The sequence below is a fragment of the Heliophilum fasciatum genome, assembly GCF_004341395.1.
In the GTDB taxonomy this organism is placed as follows: domain Bacteria; phylum Bacillota; class Desulfitobacteriia; order Heliobacteriales; family Heliobacteriaceae; genus Heliophilum; species Heliophilum fasciatum.
Genome location: NZ_SLXT01000011.1, coordinates 85,459 through 103,061, shown reverse-complemented (window position 1 = coordinate 103,061; position 17,603 = coordinate 85,459). Strand labels below are relative to the sequence as shown.

The window sequence follows — 17,603 nt, the reverse complement described above, 5'->3', positions numbered from 1 at the left end:
TTTACACATATGGATGTGCATAAATCCATTATAGAGTGAAAAAACAGGTGGATCTCTACGCCGTGAAGGTGGCTCTATTTTTCCGTGAACATGGCTCTATTTTGCCGACATACTGGCTCTCCAAGAGCGAAATATTCAAATCTAGGGGGGAAGTTATGGAACTGAGCGAAAACAAGATACTTCATGCCTTTGATACTGTTTCTCATCTCTTACCACATTTTTTTGAAGATGAAATAATGTTTGCCATCACAGATACAGAAAAGTTTTTGAAATTCACACCAAGCCAAAATCTACGGCCAAATATTAAAGCCGGAGATATTCTTCCAAAAGGAGATGCTATCTATGAGGCTATGAAACTAGGAAAGCCAGTAAGCATGGTTCTTTCCAAGGAAATATTTGGTATCCCTTTCAAAGCGGTTGGGATACCTGTGAAAAACGAGTTAGGTGAAGTTATCGGTGGTATAGGCATCGGAAAAAGCATTAAACACCAAGTCGAATTATTGGAAATAGCGCAAACTTTAGCTGTCTCTTTAGATCAAATAACTGAGGCTATCTCTTATATTAATACTGGTGTACAAGAGACTGCTGAAAGTAATAATCATGTGTTGGAAGAAGTAAGAATTACTGAATCTGCTACTAAAAACACGGATAAAGTTATTTCTTTTATTCGTAAGATAGCTGTTAAGACCAATTTACTCGGTTTGAATGCCGCGATAGAGTCTGCTAGAGCAGGTGTACATGGAAAAGGGTTTGGGATAGTAGCGGAAGAAATTAGAAAGTTGTCCTCATCCAGTAATGAGAGTATTAAGCAGATCGAAGATACATTAAAAAATATACAAATGCATGTAAATAATATTGCTGTTAATATCGAAAAAGGTAATCAAACAGTGCAAGAGCAAGCAAGTGCTTTAGAGGAAATAACTGCATCCATACAACAATTAAGTACAACATCGCAAATTCTGGAGAGAATGGCTAGCAAACTTTAGAACTAAAATGTGCTATTGAGGACGGATAATACTGCAAGGGGCAACAGTAATGCCTAATCTGCCGCCTACGGGGTTTTCAAAACAGTTGAATATCGAGTAAAAACGAAGACCAGGATGAACGTCCTGGTCTTTTTGCGTTTTTGTGAATTTTTTCAACTCAATTGCAGTGGTCAGCAGTGCGCTGTAGCTGGAAGAATCGATGGGCACAAGAGAATTGATCGGCTGTGTGCTCATGTTTACGGCCGTGATCGTTACACAAATGAAATCGCAGCCGGCTGTTTTGGAGCGTGAAAACCAACGTGAAGATCAATAGCCGGGTAGGTGCGTTCGTTTGTTTGCCCACTGATCGTTGAGAATTTTATGCATCATCGGTACATAACAGCGCCAGAAAAAGGCATCGCCTTCACCTTTTTTGTCCACACTGAAAAACTTACGCACTTGAGCAAAACCTTGATACTGCCACCATCGCGGTACTTGACTGCTGTCGGCAAAATCACCGGCAAAATAGTAATTTTGATTATATCCGGATTGATACCGGATGATCGCCGGGAAATCCGGCTTCAACCCCATCCGTTGCAACGCTACCAACCCTTCTTCCGTCACATCCAGATGATACTCGGCAAGCACTTCCGCCTGATCGGCAGGTTCAATCCATTCAAACCAGTAATAATACGGGATCGATTCGGTAATGCCGAATTCCTGCCCCGGCTCAGCGCTGAATTGAAAGGTCAAATCGTGCTTGCCTGTATCGATCCCCTTACGAAGGACAAGCACCTGATCCGTATCGGATACAAAGGCAAATCCCGGACCGTGAAAATCCCAAGGCAAATTGTATTGGGCTTCATAATTCTGCACTAACCAGACCGGTACTTCCACATCACGGGACAAATCAAGGAAAAAACGCCCTATCCAACCTTGGCGATGAATCCCCAAATGTTGCTCCATCCGCGACCGAACGCCACCGGCCGTCGGCAAGGCCAGGGTGTTAAACTCCGCAATTACCGTTGTCCCCTGCTCCATCTTCGCCCGGACGATCTTTTCGTCTTCCTCACGAAGGCCGCCGAAAAACAATTCCGATCGCGTACCGGCACGATTAGTCAGCAAAAAATCGTCCGAATAAACACCATAGGCATCGGCTAAATAAAGCATATCAGGAATCCGATCATCTTCCGGCAACAGCCGGGTAAAAAAGGTACCATCAGTCTTCGGAAAAAAGCCATAGTAATCCTGCTCCGGCATATAGGCCCGCCCATTGGGATGAAAAAATTTATAATGATTCATCACCCATACCAAGCCAAGATGCTCCCGCCGCTCCGGATTCGGCACCGTGTAATCAACGATCCACGCCTCCGTCGCACGAATCGGTTCCTTCCACCAAAGATAGATCGGTGAAAGCAGCAACCCGATGATTAATAACACCGCCAACACCGGCCGCCAGCGTTCTAAGCGACTTGGCCCCGCCGAGGGCGGGGCGGCCGGCTTCAGTGTATCTGGATTCGTTACGGCCGACTCCAGTAGTATATCCGGCTTCGGTGCAGCCGGCTTCAGTATGTCCGGCTTGGCTATGGCTGGCTTGGCTATGGCTGGCGAACCAGTCAACGAGGAAACGAACCCTTTGCGCTCCATCTTCCCCCAACTGCCGGTGCGCCGCAGGGAACTGAAAAAACCCGCCACCCGATAATAACTCATTAACTGGCGATAACCGAGGTTTTCCAACAACGAGTAACCAATCAACGTGATCAGTTCGCCGGTGGAAAAATGGCTTACTTGCCTTTCCGCAGCTAGCAGAGAAGCAATCGAGATCAAAATACCATAGCAAACGGTTGCTAGAAACAGCAGTGCCGCCGTAGACAGATCAAGCAACCCAAACAAAAAGGCCAAAAGCACCATGATATATCCCTGAAACTCTACAATCGGACCAATCATCTCAAAAAATAAAAAATAGGGAAAGGCGATCAAGCCGATGCGCCCGTAGACCGGGTTAAAAATCAAGCGCTTATGATGCGCCATAATTTCGATTAAGCCCCGTTGCCAGCGATCACGCTGCCGTCCCAGTATACGCAGTGAATCGGGCACTTCCGTCCAACAATTGGCATTGTACGCAAACAGCGTAGCGTGGGGCAGTTTTTTCTCGCGCATGTGCCGATTAAGACGAACGACGATCTCCATATCCTCGCCGACCGTATCCTTGCGAAAACGCTCTTTCGCCGTCATATAGCCGCCAATTTCAATGACCCGCTCACGGTTAAACAGACCAAATGCCCCCGAGACGATCAGCAGCGATTGCATAAAAGCCCAGCCGACCCGTCCAACGATAAAGGCACGCAAGTATTCGATCGTCTGCATACGGGCGATCTCCCCCTTAGGGATATGGGTTGCCGTGATCATCCCCCGTTCCACCGTACAACCGTTGATCGGAAAAATATTGCCACCGGCCGCGATCGTTTCCTTCGCCTCGTCCATCGTCAGCGAAGCGATCCGCAAAAGCGCATCGGTCTCCAGCAACGAATCAGCATCGATTCCGCAGAAAAATTCCCGCGTTCCGTAATTAATGCCCGTATTCAACGAGTCCGCCTTACCGCCGTTAATCTTATCAATCACCAATAATTTCGGTAAGGACTCATTCATATAGATGCCCCGCACCGGCATTGTCTGCAGCCGCTGCTCCGTGATACGATCAACTTTCTCCAAAGAAAAATACCGGATCAACGTGTTCAGCGTCTGATCGGTGGAGCCGTCATTGACCACGATCAATTCATAATCGGGATAGTTAAGATTCAACAGTGAATTGACACTTTCCACCACCGTCGCTTCTTCGTTATAGGCAGGGGCAATGATCGAAACCGACGGCAGCATACGGTCACGAAACAAAGTCGGAAAACGTTTGATCTGCCAACGGCGGTTTTGCTGCATCACACCCAGCACCGAAAAAATCAGCAACAGCAGATAGATGGTATTGATCGTGAACGTATAGTAAATCAAGAAATAATTGTAATCGATCACATAGGTAAAGAGATGTTCCATCCATGAAGCATTCCCGACCATCTCCCCATGACGCAGCACGTGAAATGAAGGAAAAAAGATCACAATCAAAGCCAAAATCAAATAAAGAAAGCGAATTTTCCCTTCCGTTTTCGGCTCTTCTCGGGCACCGCGCGGTATTGCCAGCTTGGCTTGCCCCAGCTTACGGAGGATCCGTTCATTTAGATAAGTGCAAAATTCTTTATGTACTTCCTCATTCTCGGCGATGACCCGCCCAATAATCGGCAGCAGTTCATCCTCAATTTCTATATTTTTATTTTTATTCAAAAAACCGATGATGCTGTTGATCTTCCCGAGACTGATGATCTCATAGAGCAGCGCCTTCATCGCGGCTTTTTCCGACGATAAGAGCTTGGCCAAAAAATATTCGATGCGGTTCCCTAAGGTAGCGGCCAACCCGTTTTTAATGTCCGGATTGTTTTCGTTCTGAAATCGCTCAACGACCATCGCTATGTAGCGCGGCCGTTTCCGTAAGATCGTCGAAAGCGCATAGACCGTCGTGGGCTTCATTGATCGATCGCGCAAGATCTCAATCAATATTTCGACGGTTGCCCGTGACGGTAGCTGGGCCAGCGCTTCAATCGCTACTTGGCGAATCACCGGATCATCGTGCTGCAAATAAAAGGGCGCTGCTAGTTCCTGCGCATAATGGTGGCGCATGCTGCGCACGGCCGCATGGGCCACGGCCGGCAAGGGCGAGCGACTTTGCCATAATAAATACCGCTTTAGTTCTTCCGTCGCATAGGCAGCCGCCACATCAACCAACGCCAACTGAACTTCTTTTTCCGGACGCAACACCCACTGGGGAAAATAATCAACGATCCCTTGGCCAAAGTCATGGAGCAACGCCTGCACCTTCTCCCGATACCAAGCCGGCGCACCAACCAGCGTATCGAGCAATACCGGCAAGGAACAACGATCGGCTATCTCTGACAGCGCGACCGCCAGATAGAGGCGCACAACCAGATCCCGTTCCTGGCGGATCGCTTGTTCTAGGGCTTCGCGTACTGCTGACGACGGAAAGAGACCGAGCATTACGGCGGCTTCCATTCGGCGACTTCGCCAGGCAGAATCCAACCGTTTAATATAATAGCGATCCATGCCCAGACGGGCTAACTGCTGAAACAAACGCTGTGCCCGATGATCATGAACAGAGATATTCTGACAGAAGGCTACAACATAACGCATCATCGTCCGACGATAACGCCGAAAAAAGCAGTCCAGCTCCGCAGGGGATGCTTGTTCCGCTTGATGGGCGAGAAAATGCTCAACCTGCCGAGCCACTTTTTGTTGCCGTCGATTCCACCAATACTGTCCGATCAGCCAGAGGATCATTACCGTATTGGCAGCAAGTAAACCGGCGATAACCGTCCATAGCCACCCCTGCCCTGCAATCATCAAGCACTCTCCTCACGATCCTGATAACCAGGCATGAACGACTCGACCTCAATGGCATCCAGCATGCGTCCGGCTTCTTGTAAGATTTCCGCTTCGGCCAAGCGAATCTGCGCTAGCATCCGCTGCCGGGCCCCTTCACTGAAAGCGCGGATTTTCTGCTCCCACTCGGCCATCTGTTGTTCAAATCGAAGACGATGCTGCTCAATCGCCTTCTCGGCAGTGTACAATTGCTTCTGCGCTTCTTTCCGCAGGGCTGCCGCTTCGGCATCGGCCGTAGCGCGAATTAACCGTGCCTTAGATTTAGCTTCTTTTTCGATATCAGCAGCCGTTTGCTCCGCACGAACAAGTGCTGCTTGGATGAACTCCTCTTTCCATCGATAGTTACCCAATTCTTGAAGCAACTGGGACTGCCGGGTATAGAGATCACGATACAGTTGTGTCACCACATGAAACATTTCCCGGACTTGGGCCGGTTCATAGCCATGAAAAGTTTTTTGCAATGCTTTTTCATTCAGATACGCTTCTAATTCTTCCGGCTTCATAAAGTGTTCTACCTCCTTGTAGAATACTGGAACTGACCATTCCTGATCAGGTAAAGCAGCAGAAGCAAACATTGAAGTGCGGCTGACGGTGCTGCGAAAACGTTTCGGTAGGTGCCGGGGCGCGTCGTTTTTCGATTTAGCTGACGAGGCACCGCCGACCAGCCGTAAAGAAGTTCGTCTCAGGTGCGAACGAAGTTCAGCCTCCCGCCCCGCACGGCGAGGAGCAGCGATCGCGGCCGGTTCTTCCTGTTCCGATCCCGCCGCCGGCTGCTCGGCACGGGGCCCCGTTAGCACTTGTTCCAGCCGTGACTCGACCACTTCCCGGTCACGGACACGCAACAAATTACGAACTGCGCCCAGCACTTCCGCCATGATATAGGGCTTTTTAAAATAATGAGTGACTTGCAGCGCATAGGCCCGCTCAATACTTTGTTCCGTCTTTTGTAAGGAGATGATGATAAAGGGGATCTGACGCAAATTAGAGGAGTGCATCATCTTCTCCCGCAACATAAAGCCATCGACTTTCGGCAGCAGAATCTCCGTAAGCACCACATCGGGCTGTTCGCTTTCGATCATCTGCATGGCCCTTTCTCCGTCTTGACAAAGCAGCAGGTGAACCCGCAGCGGTTCTAATGCCGTCTGAAGAATCTCTCGATGTAAAGGATCGGCATCGGCAATTAGCACCTTGCCGACACGCTCCTCGTATTCCGTGACCATGGAGCGATGACAGACCGTGTTCATCCCTTCGTTTTTCGCCAAGCGCACACGTAATTTGCCGATATTCACCAGCAACGGTACAAGGCGTTCTGGAGCCGCTTCTTCTTGGCCGATCTCATACAAGGCGACAGCTCCAATCGAGACCGTCACCGACTCCACAAAAAGAGCCGACTTTTCCACTTGATAGCGAATGCGTTCCGCCATCGCCAGCGCTTCTCCAAAAGTCTCGTTCAGAATGCAATAGGCAAATTTCGGCCCTTCCAGGCGAAAAAGCACGTGGTTGTCCTGCTTCATCTCATTAATCAGATAGGCTAAATTGCGTAATGTCTCATCGCCTACATCTTTACCATAGTTCATATTAATCCGCGGCATATTATCCATATCTATGATCAACAAATGAAAGGTGTCATCGCTCAAGTGTTCCGGAACGGTCTTCAGCAAAAATTGCATAAAAAAGCTTTCATTGTGAAGATGAGTCAACGGACAGATAGTGGCGGCATCGGCTGTTTGTTGATAATGATCTTGCAGTTGCGCAATTGTTTGTTTTAACTGCTGATTTTCCCTCTGGAGGATGCTTTTTTCTTCGTGCAGACGCAAAAAAACAGACTGGTAGATGTAGGGCAGTTCGATTCGATTTTCCTCCGCCATCTCCCGCACCAACGGTTCCATCATCACCAACCAGCTTATACCTTTGAAGGCAAATATGAATTGAAAGAAGCGATTCCAAAGTTGCCAGTCCGCTGAACTGCCACCACAGATCCGCCCAGTCTCCCGATCAAGCACAATATCAGTGCCGTCAAAAATTTGCCGCACTTCTTCCGGCTCAAAAGTTACATAATAATGCTCTAATATCCGATTGCATAGTTCAATATAGATACTTTTTGTATCCGGTTGCAAACCGGCAATTTGGGAAGCCTCCATGCACGTACTGTTCTCCTTGCTCGTCTTCAAGTGATGAAGTAATTAGTAAATAATACCTTACCTTAGTACATTCTTTGATTACCCCCATTTTCCTTCTATATCTTGTCCAAATTTGCAAAACACAACAGGCCCAATTATTGCTTGATGATAACTTTTAATGTTACGTTCTTCAAAGAAAAAGCAAACTGCAAATTTACAGCTACCTTGCATATTGTCAGAAAATCCAGGATAATTGCATTATTGATTACTATACAAAATCAATTGGTGAGGTGTTGTAATGATTAAAAGAAACATTAGTTGGCTCATCATGCTTTGTTTCTGCTTTCTCAGCATGAGCAGCACAGCCGCCTGGTCCGCAACGGAGGTACACTACCCGGCGAAAACCATGGGACGCTTCTTTTATCTTCCGCAAAAAGACACTTGGCAAAAAACCTTTTTGAAAGGTGTGAATATCGGCGCGGCAAAGCCCGGTACCTTTCCCGGCGAACTGGCGATCACCAAAGCGGAATACTTGCGCTGGTTCCAGCAGATCAGCGCCATGAACGCCAATGTCATTCGTGTCTATACGACCATGCGACCGGATTTCTACGACGCACTCTATGAATTCAATCAACAATCGGCTCAACCGCTCTACCTGATGCACGGCGTCTGGCTCAATGAAGATGACATCGCCCGTACTCACGATGCCTTTGCCGACCAAGGCAAAGGCAAAAACGATTTCATCAAAGACGCTTGCGACCTAGTCGACATCATCCATGGTCGTGCCACATTACCACCTCGGCCCGGCTTCGCCAGCGGCGAATACAAAAGCGACATCTCCCCCTATGTGATCGGCTGGATCCTTGGCGTTGAATGGGATCCGGACTTTGTACAGACGACCCAGAAAAACAATCCCGGCCGCAACAGCTACCAGGGAGAATTCCTGTACACCCAGGGAGCGACTGCCTTCGAAACCTTTCTCGCCGAAGTGGGCGACCGCGTAATCCGTTATGAAACATCGCGTTATCAAATGCAACGGCCTGTAAGCTTCATTAACTGGTTAACGACCGACCCCCTCAAGCATCCCAACGAACCGCTGGAGAAAGAAGACTTGGTATCCGTCAACACAGAGACGATCAAATCGCGGAGCAACTTTGTCCCTGGGTTGTTTGCAGCGTATCACGTCTATCCTTACTATCCCGATTTTCTTAACTATCAAAAAGAATACATCAATTACAAAGATGAGACCGGCAAAGTGAATTCCTATCAAGCCTATTTGCGCGACTTGTACAAGCAACATACCGTACCGCTTGTCGTCGCTGAATTCGGTGTTCCCGCTTCCCGGGGCATCGCTCACCGCAATATCATGAACTTCAATCAAGGCAACCTTAGTGAGCAAGCGCAAGGCCTGATCAATGCAAAGATGTTCCGCGACATCTACGGACAAGGGTACGCCGGCGCTTTGATCTTTGCCTGGCAAGATGAATGGTTTAAGCGCACTTGGAACACGATGGATTTTGATCTGGCCCATCAACGGCCTTTCTGGTCCAACGCGCAAACGAACGAACAAGCCTTTGGCATCCTCGCCTTCGATCCCGGCAAAGAAAAAAGCGTTTGCTACGTGGACGGTGATACAACCGAATGGTCCGGTACGACGCCGGTGATCACCAACAGTCAGGCTACGCTTTACGCCAAAGCCGACGAGAAATACCTATACCTGATGGTCAACGGCAGCAACTATAATCCGCAAACAGACACAGTGGTCATTCCGGTCGATACGATCACCGGACAAGGTAACTTGACCGATTCCGGACGGAACTGGCAATTCGGACGAGCGGCTGATTTCTTGATCACCATCGGTCCGCAAGAAGCTCGCATCCTTGTCGACGGTTACTATGACTTGTTTTACTTCTTATACGGTGAACGGTTAAAGCAGCTTCCGCCAGAACCAAAGAATTTGATAAAAAACAGCGGCTCCTTCAACCCCATATACCTTTGCCTCAATCGCTCACTTTACTTGCCGGAAGACAAGAAACAACTTCCCATGGATAAATTCGAGACGGGTAAACTCGTCCGGGGAAACGCCAATCCGGCTCATCTTCTCTACAACTCGCTGACGGACTATGCAATCAGCGGCAGCCAAGTGGAGATCCGTATTCCCTGGCAATTACTCAATGTGATGGATCCTTCCACCCGTTCGGTCATGGGGGATATCTACAAAAACCAAGGGTTTAAAGCGGAGAAGACGGACGGGGTGGCACTGGGGGCCGCGATTCTCAAAAGCGGCGTGGTGCCTACCGGACCGATTCAAATGCAAAACTACAGTTGGCCGACCTGGACAATGCCGACGTACCATGAACGGTTGAAAGCTTCCTATCCGATCATTCAGAATGCTTTTGGGTCGGTTACGTGAGTTGGATTTCTCTCCAGATAAAAAGAGAACCCCGCTTTATGCCCTCGGCGGGCTACAGCGGGGTTCTTGTATGTGCATGGCATGTACGCCTTCTGCCAACGCTTGCTCAAAGTCTACCCGGAGATTTTTTTGTCAAACGAATTTGAACCGCGAATTCTCTTGCCAAAGTTTCCTTGATCGCGTATAATGTGCTTATAAGTCCTGAATTGGTTAAACGCTAACTCTTCTCGATTGCCTACGGCTAGGGAGACTTAACGAATATCCCTAGACAGGGCAATATTAGAGGAGGTTTTTTTATGTTTCAAGACAAAGTATTAACCTGTAAAGAATGTGGCTGCGAGTTTGAGTTTACTGCTTCAGAACAAGAGTTCTACGCTGAAAAAGGTTTCACCAACGAACCCGGCCGTTGCCCCCAGTGCCGTGCAGCACGGAAAGCTCAAAATAACAACAACAATCGTGGCGGCTATCGTCAAGAACGGGAAATGTACCCGGTCACCTGCTCTGCTTGCGGTAAAGAAACCACGGTTCCTTTCCAACCGCGTGGCGACAAGCCCGTTTATTGCCGCGACTGCTTCCAACCCCAACCTCGCAACAATCGCTGGTAATCTATCAGCTTGCAAAAAGCCCGCCATCATCGGCGGGCTTTTTTATTTATCCCGTCCGAATTCAAAAATTAAACCAGGAAAGCAAAATTAAAGCCATTGTTTCCGTCACCTTTGACAGTGCCTTTCCATTCGATTATCCCAAAGTATAAGTCTGGTTAAGGAATTTTAATTTTTAGTGTTGACAGCGAACGAAATCTTGTGATAGAATGCTTCTTGTTCGGGACAGAAGGGTTGAGAATTTAAGCCTTCTTGCACCGACCATCAATATCGGGCGATTAGCTCAGCTGGTTAGAGCGCATGCCTCACATGCATGAGGTCGGCGGTTCGATCCCGTCATCGCCCACCATCGTGCCGAAGTGGCGGAATTGGCAGACGCGCTGGTCTCAAAAACCTGTGGGCGTGAGCCCGTGCCGGTTCGACCCCGGCCTTCGGCACCACTTATTTGCGGGAATAGCTCAGCGGTAGAGCATCGCCTTGCCAAGGCGAGGGTCGCGAGTTCGAATCTCGTTTCCCGCTCCATTTCTTTCGCGGGTGTAGTTTAATGGTAGAACACTAGCTTCCCAAGCTGGATGCGTGGGTTCGATTCCCATCACCCGCTCCAAACAGTTAACTGATCATGCCGCTGTAGCTCAGTAGGTAGAGCGTATCCTTGGTAAGGATAAGGTCACCGGTTCAATCCCGGTCAGTGGCTCCAGATGCGAGAGTGGCGGAACTGGCAGACGCGCACGTTTGAGGGGCGTGTGGGCGACCGTGGGGGTTCGAGTCCCCCCTCTCGCACCATAAGAGTAGTAAACTCAGCAAAGTGCTGAGTTTTTTTATTTCCCGCCGTATGTAAAAAAAAGCTTACTGCAGAAACATCGTCATGTTTCTACAGTAAGCTTTTTATTATGCTAAGCTTCCATCAACCCGATGAAGTTAGACGGCCACCCCAATAGAAGTTAGACGGCAGCTTTTACTTCCGGGGCCGTGAATTCCTGCCATAGGGCCAGTGCTTGCGCTTCTTGCGTAAATCCATCAATGACTTCATATGTCAAGGGACAACGGGTGCATACACCTTCAAAAAAATATTCAAACTGATCGGGCGGAAAGTCTTTTGCTTGCCGCACCGCTTGGCGATCAGCATATTCGTAGATCAATAAACAATCAATGGCACCACGATTGTTTTGCTTCGTATAAAAACGAACAGCCTGCAATTCACCTTTGTTATTTTGCCCTGCCACCGGATCTTGTCCCGGATGGGTTAGCATAATTCGGTACGGATGCTCTCCCGGTTGTAATGCCCAATTCTCCAACCGATCTTCCCTCGCCTTCTGAACGATTTGAAGCTATTTCTCTTCGAATAGATGTTATTCGACAAATTCCCGATGTCTTCCTGCTCCATAGCATCGAAGGTATCGAAAAATAGAAAAAATAGTTCTTGACTCCATAACCTTTTTCCATTACAATAAATTTCGCAGTTTGTTGTGGCGGTGTAGCTCAGTTGGTCTAGAGCATACGGTTCATACCCGTAGTGTCGTAGGTTCGAATCCCACCACCGCTACCAATTAAGGGCGATTAGCTCAGATGGTTAGAGCGCTTGCTTGACATGCAAGAGGTCAGCGGTTCGATTCCGTTATCGCCCACCATATAAAGATAGTTTAGGCTTTTTGTTTCGGCAAAAAGCCTTTTATATTTTAACCCATCCTAGAACAATCGTTCTTTGCATCCTGAACAGTTTGAAAAGACGATAAAACTAGCTTATACTAGAAGACACTACGGTGAAAGGAGTCCGCCCAAACCATGAATTTGAATTTCTTTAAACAAGGACCGATTCAACATATTATCTCTCTGGCAGTGGCTGCGTTGCTTACGTGGCTCTTCTATGTCTTTCTTCAATGGTTTTTCGGTATTAGCTAGTTCCTCAGGCATTCGCTAGTTCATCGAATATAAAAAAGCAGTCATTATCCTCAATGACTGCTTTTTGTATTTATTACGGTGTTTTTACGATGATCAGGACGCTGACTGCGGGGCGCCTTTGAGTTGTGTCCACCATAGCCATCCGGCTGCAATAAGATTCAACAGCGCTATACTGCCATAGTACGGCAACAGATCCCACCACCAACCAAAACCAATCAAAAATACACTCACGCCCAGCAAACCAGAAAGTAACTTCTTTTGTTGCTTGCGCTGGGCCATCGCCGCTTCATTGCGCTCGGCGGCAATCTTCTCTTGGGTCTCCGTAATTGCTGTAGTCTTCTCTGCTGTAGGCTTCTGTGTCGATACATTATCTGTCGATTCAGGCTTATCGATTGCCATTTCTGCCTTGACTAGCGCCTCCTTGGCCGCTTCTGCCCTAGCTATCTCCTGTTGCTTAAGCACATTGGCAACGGTCACCGCCAATGCTGCTGTGAAAACCATTGTTGCCCAAACTAGCAATAATCTTGCCCATTGACCTTCACTCACTAATGCTCCGGTCAGCAAAAGCAAGGCCATTAAAGCAAGAAAACGATTGGGGATCATAAAATAGTCTCTCCTTTGGCTTTACAGGTATCCTCACCTGTTCAGCAGTTACTGCTTACAGGCTATAATTGTAATATTGCCAAAGCTGAAAGCGGTTAAACTCATAAAAAAAGGACCGAGAAATTTCTTTCTCGATCCTTTTTTTATAATAAACAAGTTTAATAATAAGTTTTTATATAAGTTGTTATTCCTGGCGATAGAACCTTCTTCAGAAATCTAGCGCCATTTTACTTCGACGATACCACGGTTGGGAATCGGCGTGGCATAATCCGCAGGCAAGCCGCTAACCGTAGCTTCCAGGCGGCTCATGCCGGGAGGCGGCGTCGGATCAAAGCCGATGCGCATCAACAGTTCCGACATAATCAGATCAACAGAGCGGCCCGCTTCCACATCGAGGCGATCACCGTTTTTAATGATTTCATCGCCGTGAGTTGGTTTGCCGTTGAGCAAGAGCACCTTCTTGGGCCCTTCAAAGGTCCAAAGCGTGTCATTCACCGTTACCTCTAAGGGGCGGCTTTGCCACTGCGATTCATCGACCACATCAGACACACGCACTTTGATCGGCTCACCCATGCGCACTACCAATGTATCGCCATCATGAATGGCATTCATCAAACTGGCCGGCAGATCATTAAGTAAGATTTCCGGTTCCGTAATCGTTACGATTTTTTCTTCACCGTTGAAAATATAACGAATCGAAGTTGATTCCTGCAAAGACACTAAATCACCGGTAAGATCGAGCACATCGGCAATCGTAGCGATGGGCCGGTAAACTAAGCGGGCTCCGTCGATCAAGGGGGTTCTCGCCTCAGCCAACTCACCATTGAGTAGGACCGTAGGCTGCAAGCAAATCGGTTGTCCATTAACCACCAGGTTCATCGGCGCCAGCGTGGGGAAAATGTCCCCGACGACACCGCCGCCATTTTTACCGGGTCGCGCATCAACATACTCGATCACATCACCTGGTGCCACCATCGTGTCCAATTTTTGCTCCACACCGTTGACTTTAATGACCGCCGGTTCACCCATCGTTCCCGGAAGAATCCGCAATTGACCATTGACTTCAATCGTCATCGCCAATCCCGGTAATCCATGAACATTTTTCAAGCTAACACCGGCCGTCAACAGGGCATCACCAACGGTACCCTGGTGCGCGTTAAACATGCGAACCTTTTCACCGTTGACCATCACTTCATAATAGCCCAAGGTTTGGCGCGCAATCGAAGAAGCAGCAATACCAACAGGCGTGACAAATTCCGGACCCATCATCTGATCAAGTTTGCCCGTCAGGCCTTTTAAACTTTCGCGGCCGCGAACACCGACGCGCTCTTTCGCCAAGGAAAGATCTTCTGCTACCTGATCAGCCAGCATCGGTGTCAACGCTCCGCCACCGACTAAGATCACAGCCTGCGGCGCTTTGCCGTTTAATTCCACAATCCGTTCTGTAATTTGCTGCGATAACTGTTGCACACCGGGCATCATCGTTTCCAACAGGTCCTTGAAAGGTACTTCCTGTTCAAAGCCAATCACATCACAGACCGGCAACGTACATTCCGGCAGGGGCTCACCTTGCCAGATCGCATTTCGCTCAGGCATCAACGCCTGAATCTCCCGTTTCAGTTTCTCACCTTCATCAAAACCGAGGAGATATTTTTGGCAAAGTTGTTCGGTCATTTCATCGCCGGCTATCGGCGCCATCGCATAAGCAATGATCATCCCATTCGCGGTTAAGGCAATGTCGGATGTACCGGCGCCGATATCGACGAGGGCCAAGTTCAACTGGCGCATATTAGGCGGAATCACCACTTGGATCGCCGCAATCGGTTCCAAGGTTAAGCTTTCCATTTCCAGGCCGATGCGATTAAGCACGGACATGAGCGAATCAACGATCATACGGGGCAAGAAGGTGCCGATAATTTCCACTTCACCTTGCAAGCCACGGTGACCGTCTAAGTTACCGATCGGTGTGCCTTCCAGGAAGTACTGGACCACACTATAGCCTACACAAAGATAGTGGCGAATGGACTCCCCTTCGCTACCTTTTAATTGTTGTTGCGCATTTTGTACGGCTGACAATTCCATGGCCAGTACATCGTCTTTGGAAAACTCCCGGTAAACGGGCGATTGCCGTGTGGCACGTCCACGCATCGTCAATAAGGAACGACCGGCGGCAGCAATGGAGGCCCGTTTTAACGGTTGACCCAGTTCACTTTCCAGCTTGGCCTTGATATTTTGGACCACTTCGGCGACTTGATTAACGTCATGAATTTGTCCGTCCAGCATCGCCCGCTGGCGGTGTTCTTCCTGGGCCGTATGCAGGACTTCCAGCTTGTCCCCAGCTTGCCGGGCCACGATACCGACGACGCTCCGTGTTCCAATATCCAATGCAAAAATTAATCCGTTTTGATCATCCCGTGCAGTAACATCCATGTTTCAATAAACCCCCACTTCTTATTTGCCATTTGCAGCCTTACTTCTGGTAGTAGTCACCCAAAATGATACTTAATGGCAACGAAAACATAATCCCCACTGCCTTGGGGCACACTAAGCTTGCAACATTCCATAAAGGAGATGGTCATTCATTATGTACCGTTGGTGGTTGCCGCTTTTGATCACCGTGAGCGCGATTTTGTTTCCGGCAAGCGGGACAATGGCAGCACCGAATCCATCCATGACCGAACACGTCATGCTCGGTTACCGCATCTCTGCACCACTGGATATCAGTGCCACCGCTTATGACGCCTGCGTTCTTTGCTGCGGCAAAACGGACGGAATAACGAAGACAGGTGTGCAAGCTACGCCGTGGTATACCGTCGCCGTTGACCCTGATGTGATTCCGTTGGGAAGCAAGATCTACGTACCTAGTTTGGGCCGCGTATTCGAAGCACAAGATATCGGCGGAAAAATCAAAGGCCGTCGTATGGACTTTTTTCTCCCGGACCACCAATTGGCTCTCGATTTTGGTCGTCAATCACTCCGGGTTTATCTGTTGAGTCCGCCGGCAGTTCAACCGGCTTGGAAAAACAGTTCTCCACCGGAAGACCGGCTTGTCTGGGCCCGGTGAAGGAAATGACAATTATTCAATATGACCTTTATAATAAGCTTTCCATTTCGCTATATAGCGCTCGGCAGTGGCACCATAACGCTGTGCTTCCTCCGGCGATAACGTGCGCACTACCTTTGCCGGATTACCCATGATCAAACTGTAGGGCGGAAAGACCTTGCCCGGCGGCACAAGACTATGGGCGCCGACAACAGAATGCTCTCCGATTACAGCGTTATCAAGGATAATTGCTCCAATGCCGATCAAACATCCGTCACCGACGGAACAACTGTGCAAGACAACGGCATGTCCAATGGTGACCATGTCCCCCACACTCAACGGGGTAACATAGTCGGTATGAAGAACACTGTTGTCTTGTACATTGCTTCCTCGGCCGATGATGATCGGCACACCGCAATCAGCACGCATCACCACATTAAACCAAACACTCGCCCCTTGGGCAATGGTGACCTGACCGGCCACCAGCGCAGAAGGGGCGATATATGTATCCGGATCAATTTGTGGCACGTGCTCCCCAAGCGGATAAACAGCCATGCTTCAGCCTCCGAAAACAAATTTACATCTTTTGATAGAAAAACGTCGCTGATGTAGTAAAACCGATTTCTTTAGCTTGAAAAATTTGCTCTGTAGAACCGGTAAATAAAATTCCCCCTTTGCGCAATGCTTGATGAAAGCGTCGATACAGCAGGCTTTTTGTTTCTTCCGTAAAATAAATAACAACATTTCGACATAAAATCAAATCAAAAGTGTTTTCAAAGGGATCTTTAAGCAAATTATGCTGCTGAAAACGAATATTTTGCTTCACTTCATCTTTGACCTGGTATACATCGCCTTCTTGTTTGTTGAAATAACGATTGACCAGCGTCGGTGGTACGTTAGCTAAGGATTTACCGGTATATTGAGCAATTTGAGCTTTGCGCAACACTTCTGGATCAATATCACTGGCAAGCACTTTATGGCGCAAATCAAGACGCATGTCCATCATCGTAAGGGCCAAGCTATAGGGCTCTTCGCCAGTGGAGCAACCGGCCGACCAGACCTTCAGTTGCGAATTTTCTCGGAGCAAAGTCGGTAAAATCTGATTACGCAACACATCCCATTGACCGGGGTTACGTAAAAACTCCGACACGTTAATCGTCAAATGATCGAGGAATTTGCGATATTTTTCAGCATCCCGATCAAGTAACGCAAAATAACTGAGCAAATCTTGAACACCGTAGGAACGCATTAGCGTCCGTATCCGCCGCTCCATTTGCGGGCGTTTATAGTTTGATAGATCCAGTCCGCTTTTTGCGTGTACTTTACGAATAAAAACTTCATATTCGTCTTCGATCATCATGCTATCGCCTCCTTGCAACCCGGTATCTACGCATCACCGTCCTTGTTGGTGAGCTCGATCCATTCTACATTACATTCGCGTCTAAATTACATTCGCGA

Annotated in this window: 11 protein-coding genes and 8 tRNA genes; 12 read left to right on the top strand and 7 right to left on the bottom strand. The window is 48.4% G+C overall.

The window, feature by feature from the left end; genetic code table 11:
- Positions 1 to 155: 155 nt before the first annotated feature.
- Positions 156 to 986 (top strand): methyl-accepting chemotaxis protein, encoded by an 831-nt coding sequence (locus EDD73_RS07835; RefSeq protein ID WP_131919221.1) that lies wholly within the window; start codon positions 156 to 158, stop codon positions 984 to 986.
- Positions 987 to 1,292: 306 nt separating this feature from the next.
- On the opposite strand, the gene EDD73_RS07830 is transcribed toward EDD73_RS07835, so the two are convergent.
- Entirely contained in the window at positions 1,293 to 5,426 is a 4,134-nt protein-coding gene (locus EDD73_RS07830) for a glycosyltransferase (RefSeq protein WP_131919220.1), read from the bottom strand.
- Positions 5,426 to 7,606 carry a diguanylate cyclase gene (locus tag EDD73_RS07825; RefSeq protein ID WP_131919219.1) on the bottom strand — a complete coding sequence of 727 codons (2,181 nt, stop codon included), beginning with the start codon at positions 7,604 to 7,606 and terminating at the stop codon, positions 5,426 to 5,428. Before EDD73_RS07825 ends, EDD73_RS07830 begins: the two co-directional genes overlap by 1 nt.
- Before the next feature lie 277 nt (positions 7,607 to 7,883).
- Here EDD73_RS07825 and EDD73_RS07820 point away from each other — a divergent pair, with 277 nt between their 5' ends.
- The 8 genes from EDD73_RS07820 to EDD73_RS07785 all read left to right on the top strand — a co-directional run bounded on the left by EDD73_RS07820 (position 7,884) and on the right by EDD73_RS07785 (position 11,383).
- Positions 7,884 to 9,998, top strand: coding sequence for a family 2 glycosyl transferase (locus tag EDD73_RS07820; RefSeq protein ID WP_131919218.1), 2,115 nt, complete (start codon positions 7,884 to 7,886; stop codon positions 9,996 to 9,998).
- A gap of 296 nt (positions 9,999 to 10,294) precedes the next feature.
- Positions 10,295 to 10,603 (top strand): zinc-ribbon domain containing protein, encoded by a 309-nt coding sequence (locus EDD73_RS07815; protein ID WP_131919217.1) that lies wholly within the window; start codon positions 10,295 to 10,297, stop codon positions 10,601 to 10,603.
- Positions 10,604 to 10,872: 269 nt separating this feature from the next.
- Positions 10,873 to 10,949, top strand: a tRNA-Val gene (locus EDD73_RS07810).
- Between the two features lie 4 nt (positions 10,950 to 10,953).
- Positions 10,954 to 11,040: transfer RNA gene (locus tag EDD73_RS07805), tRNA-Leu, on the top strand.
- A 7-nt stretch (positions 11,041 to 11,047) separates the two neighbouring features.
- A tRNA-Gly gene (locus EDD73_RS07800) sits at positions 11,048 to 11,122 on the top strand.
- 8 nt (positions 11,123 to 11,130) lie between these two features.
- A tRNA-Gly gene (locus EDD73_RS07795) sits at positions 11,131 to 11,204 on the top strand.
- A 17-nt stretch (positions 11,205 to 11,221) separates the two neighbouring features.
- Positions 11,222 to 11,297: transfer RNA gene (locus EDD73_RS07790), tRNA-Thr, on the top strand.
- Positions 11,298 to 11,300: 3 nt separating this feature from the next.
- Positions 11,301 to 11,383: transfer RNA gene (locus EDD73_RS07785), tRNA-Leu, on the top strand.
- Between the two features lie 158 nt (positions 11,384 to 11,541).
- Here the strand turns inward: EDD73_RS07785 and EDD73_RS07780 are convergent.
- A complete protein-coding gene (locus EDD73_RS07780) occupies positions 11,542 to 11,895 on the bottom strand; it encodes a hypothetical protein (protein WP_131919216.1) in 354 nt (117 codons plus the stop codon).
- Between the two features lie 173 nt (positions 11,896 to 12,068).
- On the opposite strand from EDD73_RS07780, the gene EDD73_RS07775 reads away from it, so the two are divergent.
- A tRNA-Met gene (locus EDD73_RS07775) sits at positions 12,069 to 12,146 on the top strand.
- Positions 12,147 to 12,151: 5 nt separating this feature from the next.
- Positions 12,152 to 12,228, top strand: a tRNA-Val gene (locus tag EDD73_RS07770).
- Between the two features lie 364 nt (positions 12,229 to 12,592).
- On the opposite strand, the gene EDD73_RS07765 is transcribed toward EDD73_RS07770, so the two are convergent.
- Together EDD73_RS07765 and EDD73_RS07760 are read right to left on the bottom strand one after the other, a co-directional pair.
- Positions 12,593 to 13,102, bottom strand: coding sequence for a hypothetical protein (locus tag EDD73_RS07765; protein ID WP_131919215.1), 510 nt, complete (start codon positions 13,100 to 13,102; stop codon positions 12,593 to 12,595).
- Between the two features lie 216 nt (positions 13,103 to 13,318).
- Positions 13,319 to 15,532, bottom strand: a complete 2,214-nt coding sequence (locus EDD73_RS07760) for a cell division protein FtsA (protein WP_131919214.1) — start codon at positions 15,530 to 15,532, stop codon at positions 13,319 to 13,321.
- Between the two features lie 154 nt (positions 15,533 to 15,686).
- Between EDD73_RS07760 and EDD73_RS07755 the strand changes: the two genes are divergently transcribed.
- Positions 15,687 to 16,166 (top strand): 3D domain-containing protein, encoded by a 480-nt coding sequence (locus tag EDD73_RS07755; protein WP_131919213.1) that lies wholly within the window; start codon positions 15,687 to 15,689, stop codon positions 16,164 to 16,166.
- Positions 16,167 to 16,178: 12 nt separating this feature from the next.
- On the opposite strand, the gene EDD73_RS07750 is transcribed toward EDD73_RS07755, so the two are convergent.
- Positions 16,179 to 16,700: a gamma carbonic anhydrase family protein gene (locus EDD73_RS07750; protein WP_131919212.1), complete on the bottom strand. Its 522-nt coding sequence runs from the start codon at positions 16,698 to 16,700 to the stop codon at positions 16,179 to 16,181.
- Between the two features lie 22 nt (positions 16,701 to 16,722).
- On the bottom strand, positions 16,723 to 17,505 hold the full coding sequence (locus tag EDD73_RS07745) for a CheR family methyltransferase (protein WP_207668837.1): 783 nt from the start codon (positions 17,503 to 17,505) through the stop codon (positions 16,723 to 16,725).
- Between the last annotated feature and the right edge of the window lie 98 nt (positions 17,506 to 17,603).

Coding starts and splice junctions, on each gene's coding strand:
- EDD73_RS07835 (WP_131919221.1), top strand. CDS start 156: ATGGAACTGAGCGAAAACAAGATACTTCATGCCTTTGATACTGTTTCT.
- EDD73_RS07830 (WP_131919220.1), bottom strand. CDS start 5,426: ATGATTGCAGGGCAGGGGTGGCTATGGACGGTTATCGCCGGTTTACTT.
- EDD73_RS07825 (WP_131919219.1), bottom strand. CDS start 7,606: ATGGAGGCTTCCCAAATTGCCGGTTTGCAACCGGATACAAAAAGTATC.
- EDD73_RS07820 (WP_131919218.1), top strand. CDS start 7,884: ATGATTAAAAGAAACATTAGTTGGCTCATCATGCTTTGTTTCTGCTTT.
- EDD73_RS07815 (WP_131919217.1), top strand. CDS start 10,295: ATGTTTCAAGACAAAGTATTAACCTGTAAAGAATGTGGCTGCGAGTTT.
- EDD73_RS07765 (WP_131919215.1), bottom strand. CDS start 13,102: ATGATCCCCAATCGTTTTCTTGCTTTAATGGCCTTGCTTTTGCTGACC.
- EDD73_RS07760 (WP_131919214.1), bottom strand. CDS start 15,532: ATGGATGTTACTGCACGGGATGATCAAAACGGATTAATTTTTGCATTG.
- EDD73_RS07755 (WP_131919213.1), top strand. CDS start 15,687: ATGTACCGTTGGTGGTTGCCGCTTTTGATCACCGTGAGCGCGATTTTG.
- EDD73_RS07750 (WP_131919212.1), bottom strand. CDS start 16,700: ATGGCTGTTTATCCGCTTGGGGAGCACGTGCCACAAATTGATCCGGAT.
- EDD73_RS07745 (WP_207668837.1), bottom strand. CDS start 17,505: ATGATGATCGAAGACGAATATGAAGTTTTTATTCGTAAAGTACACGCA.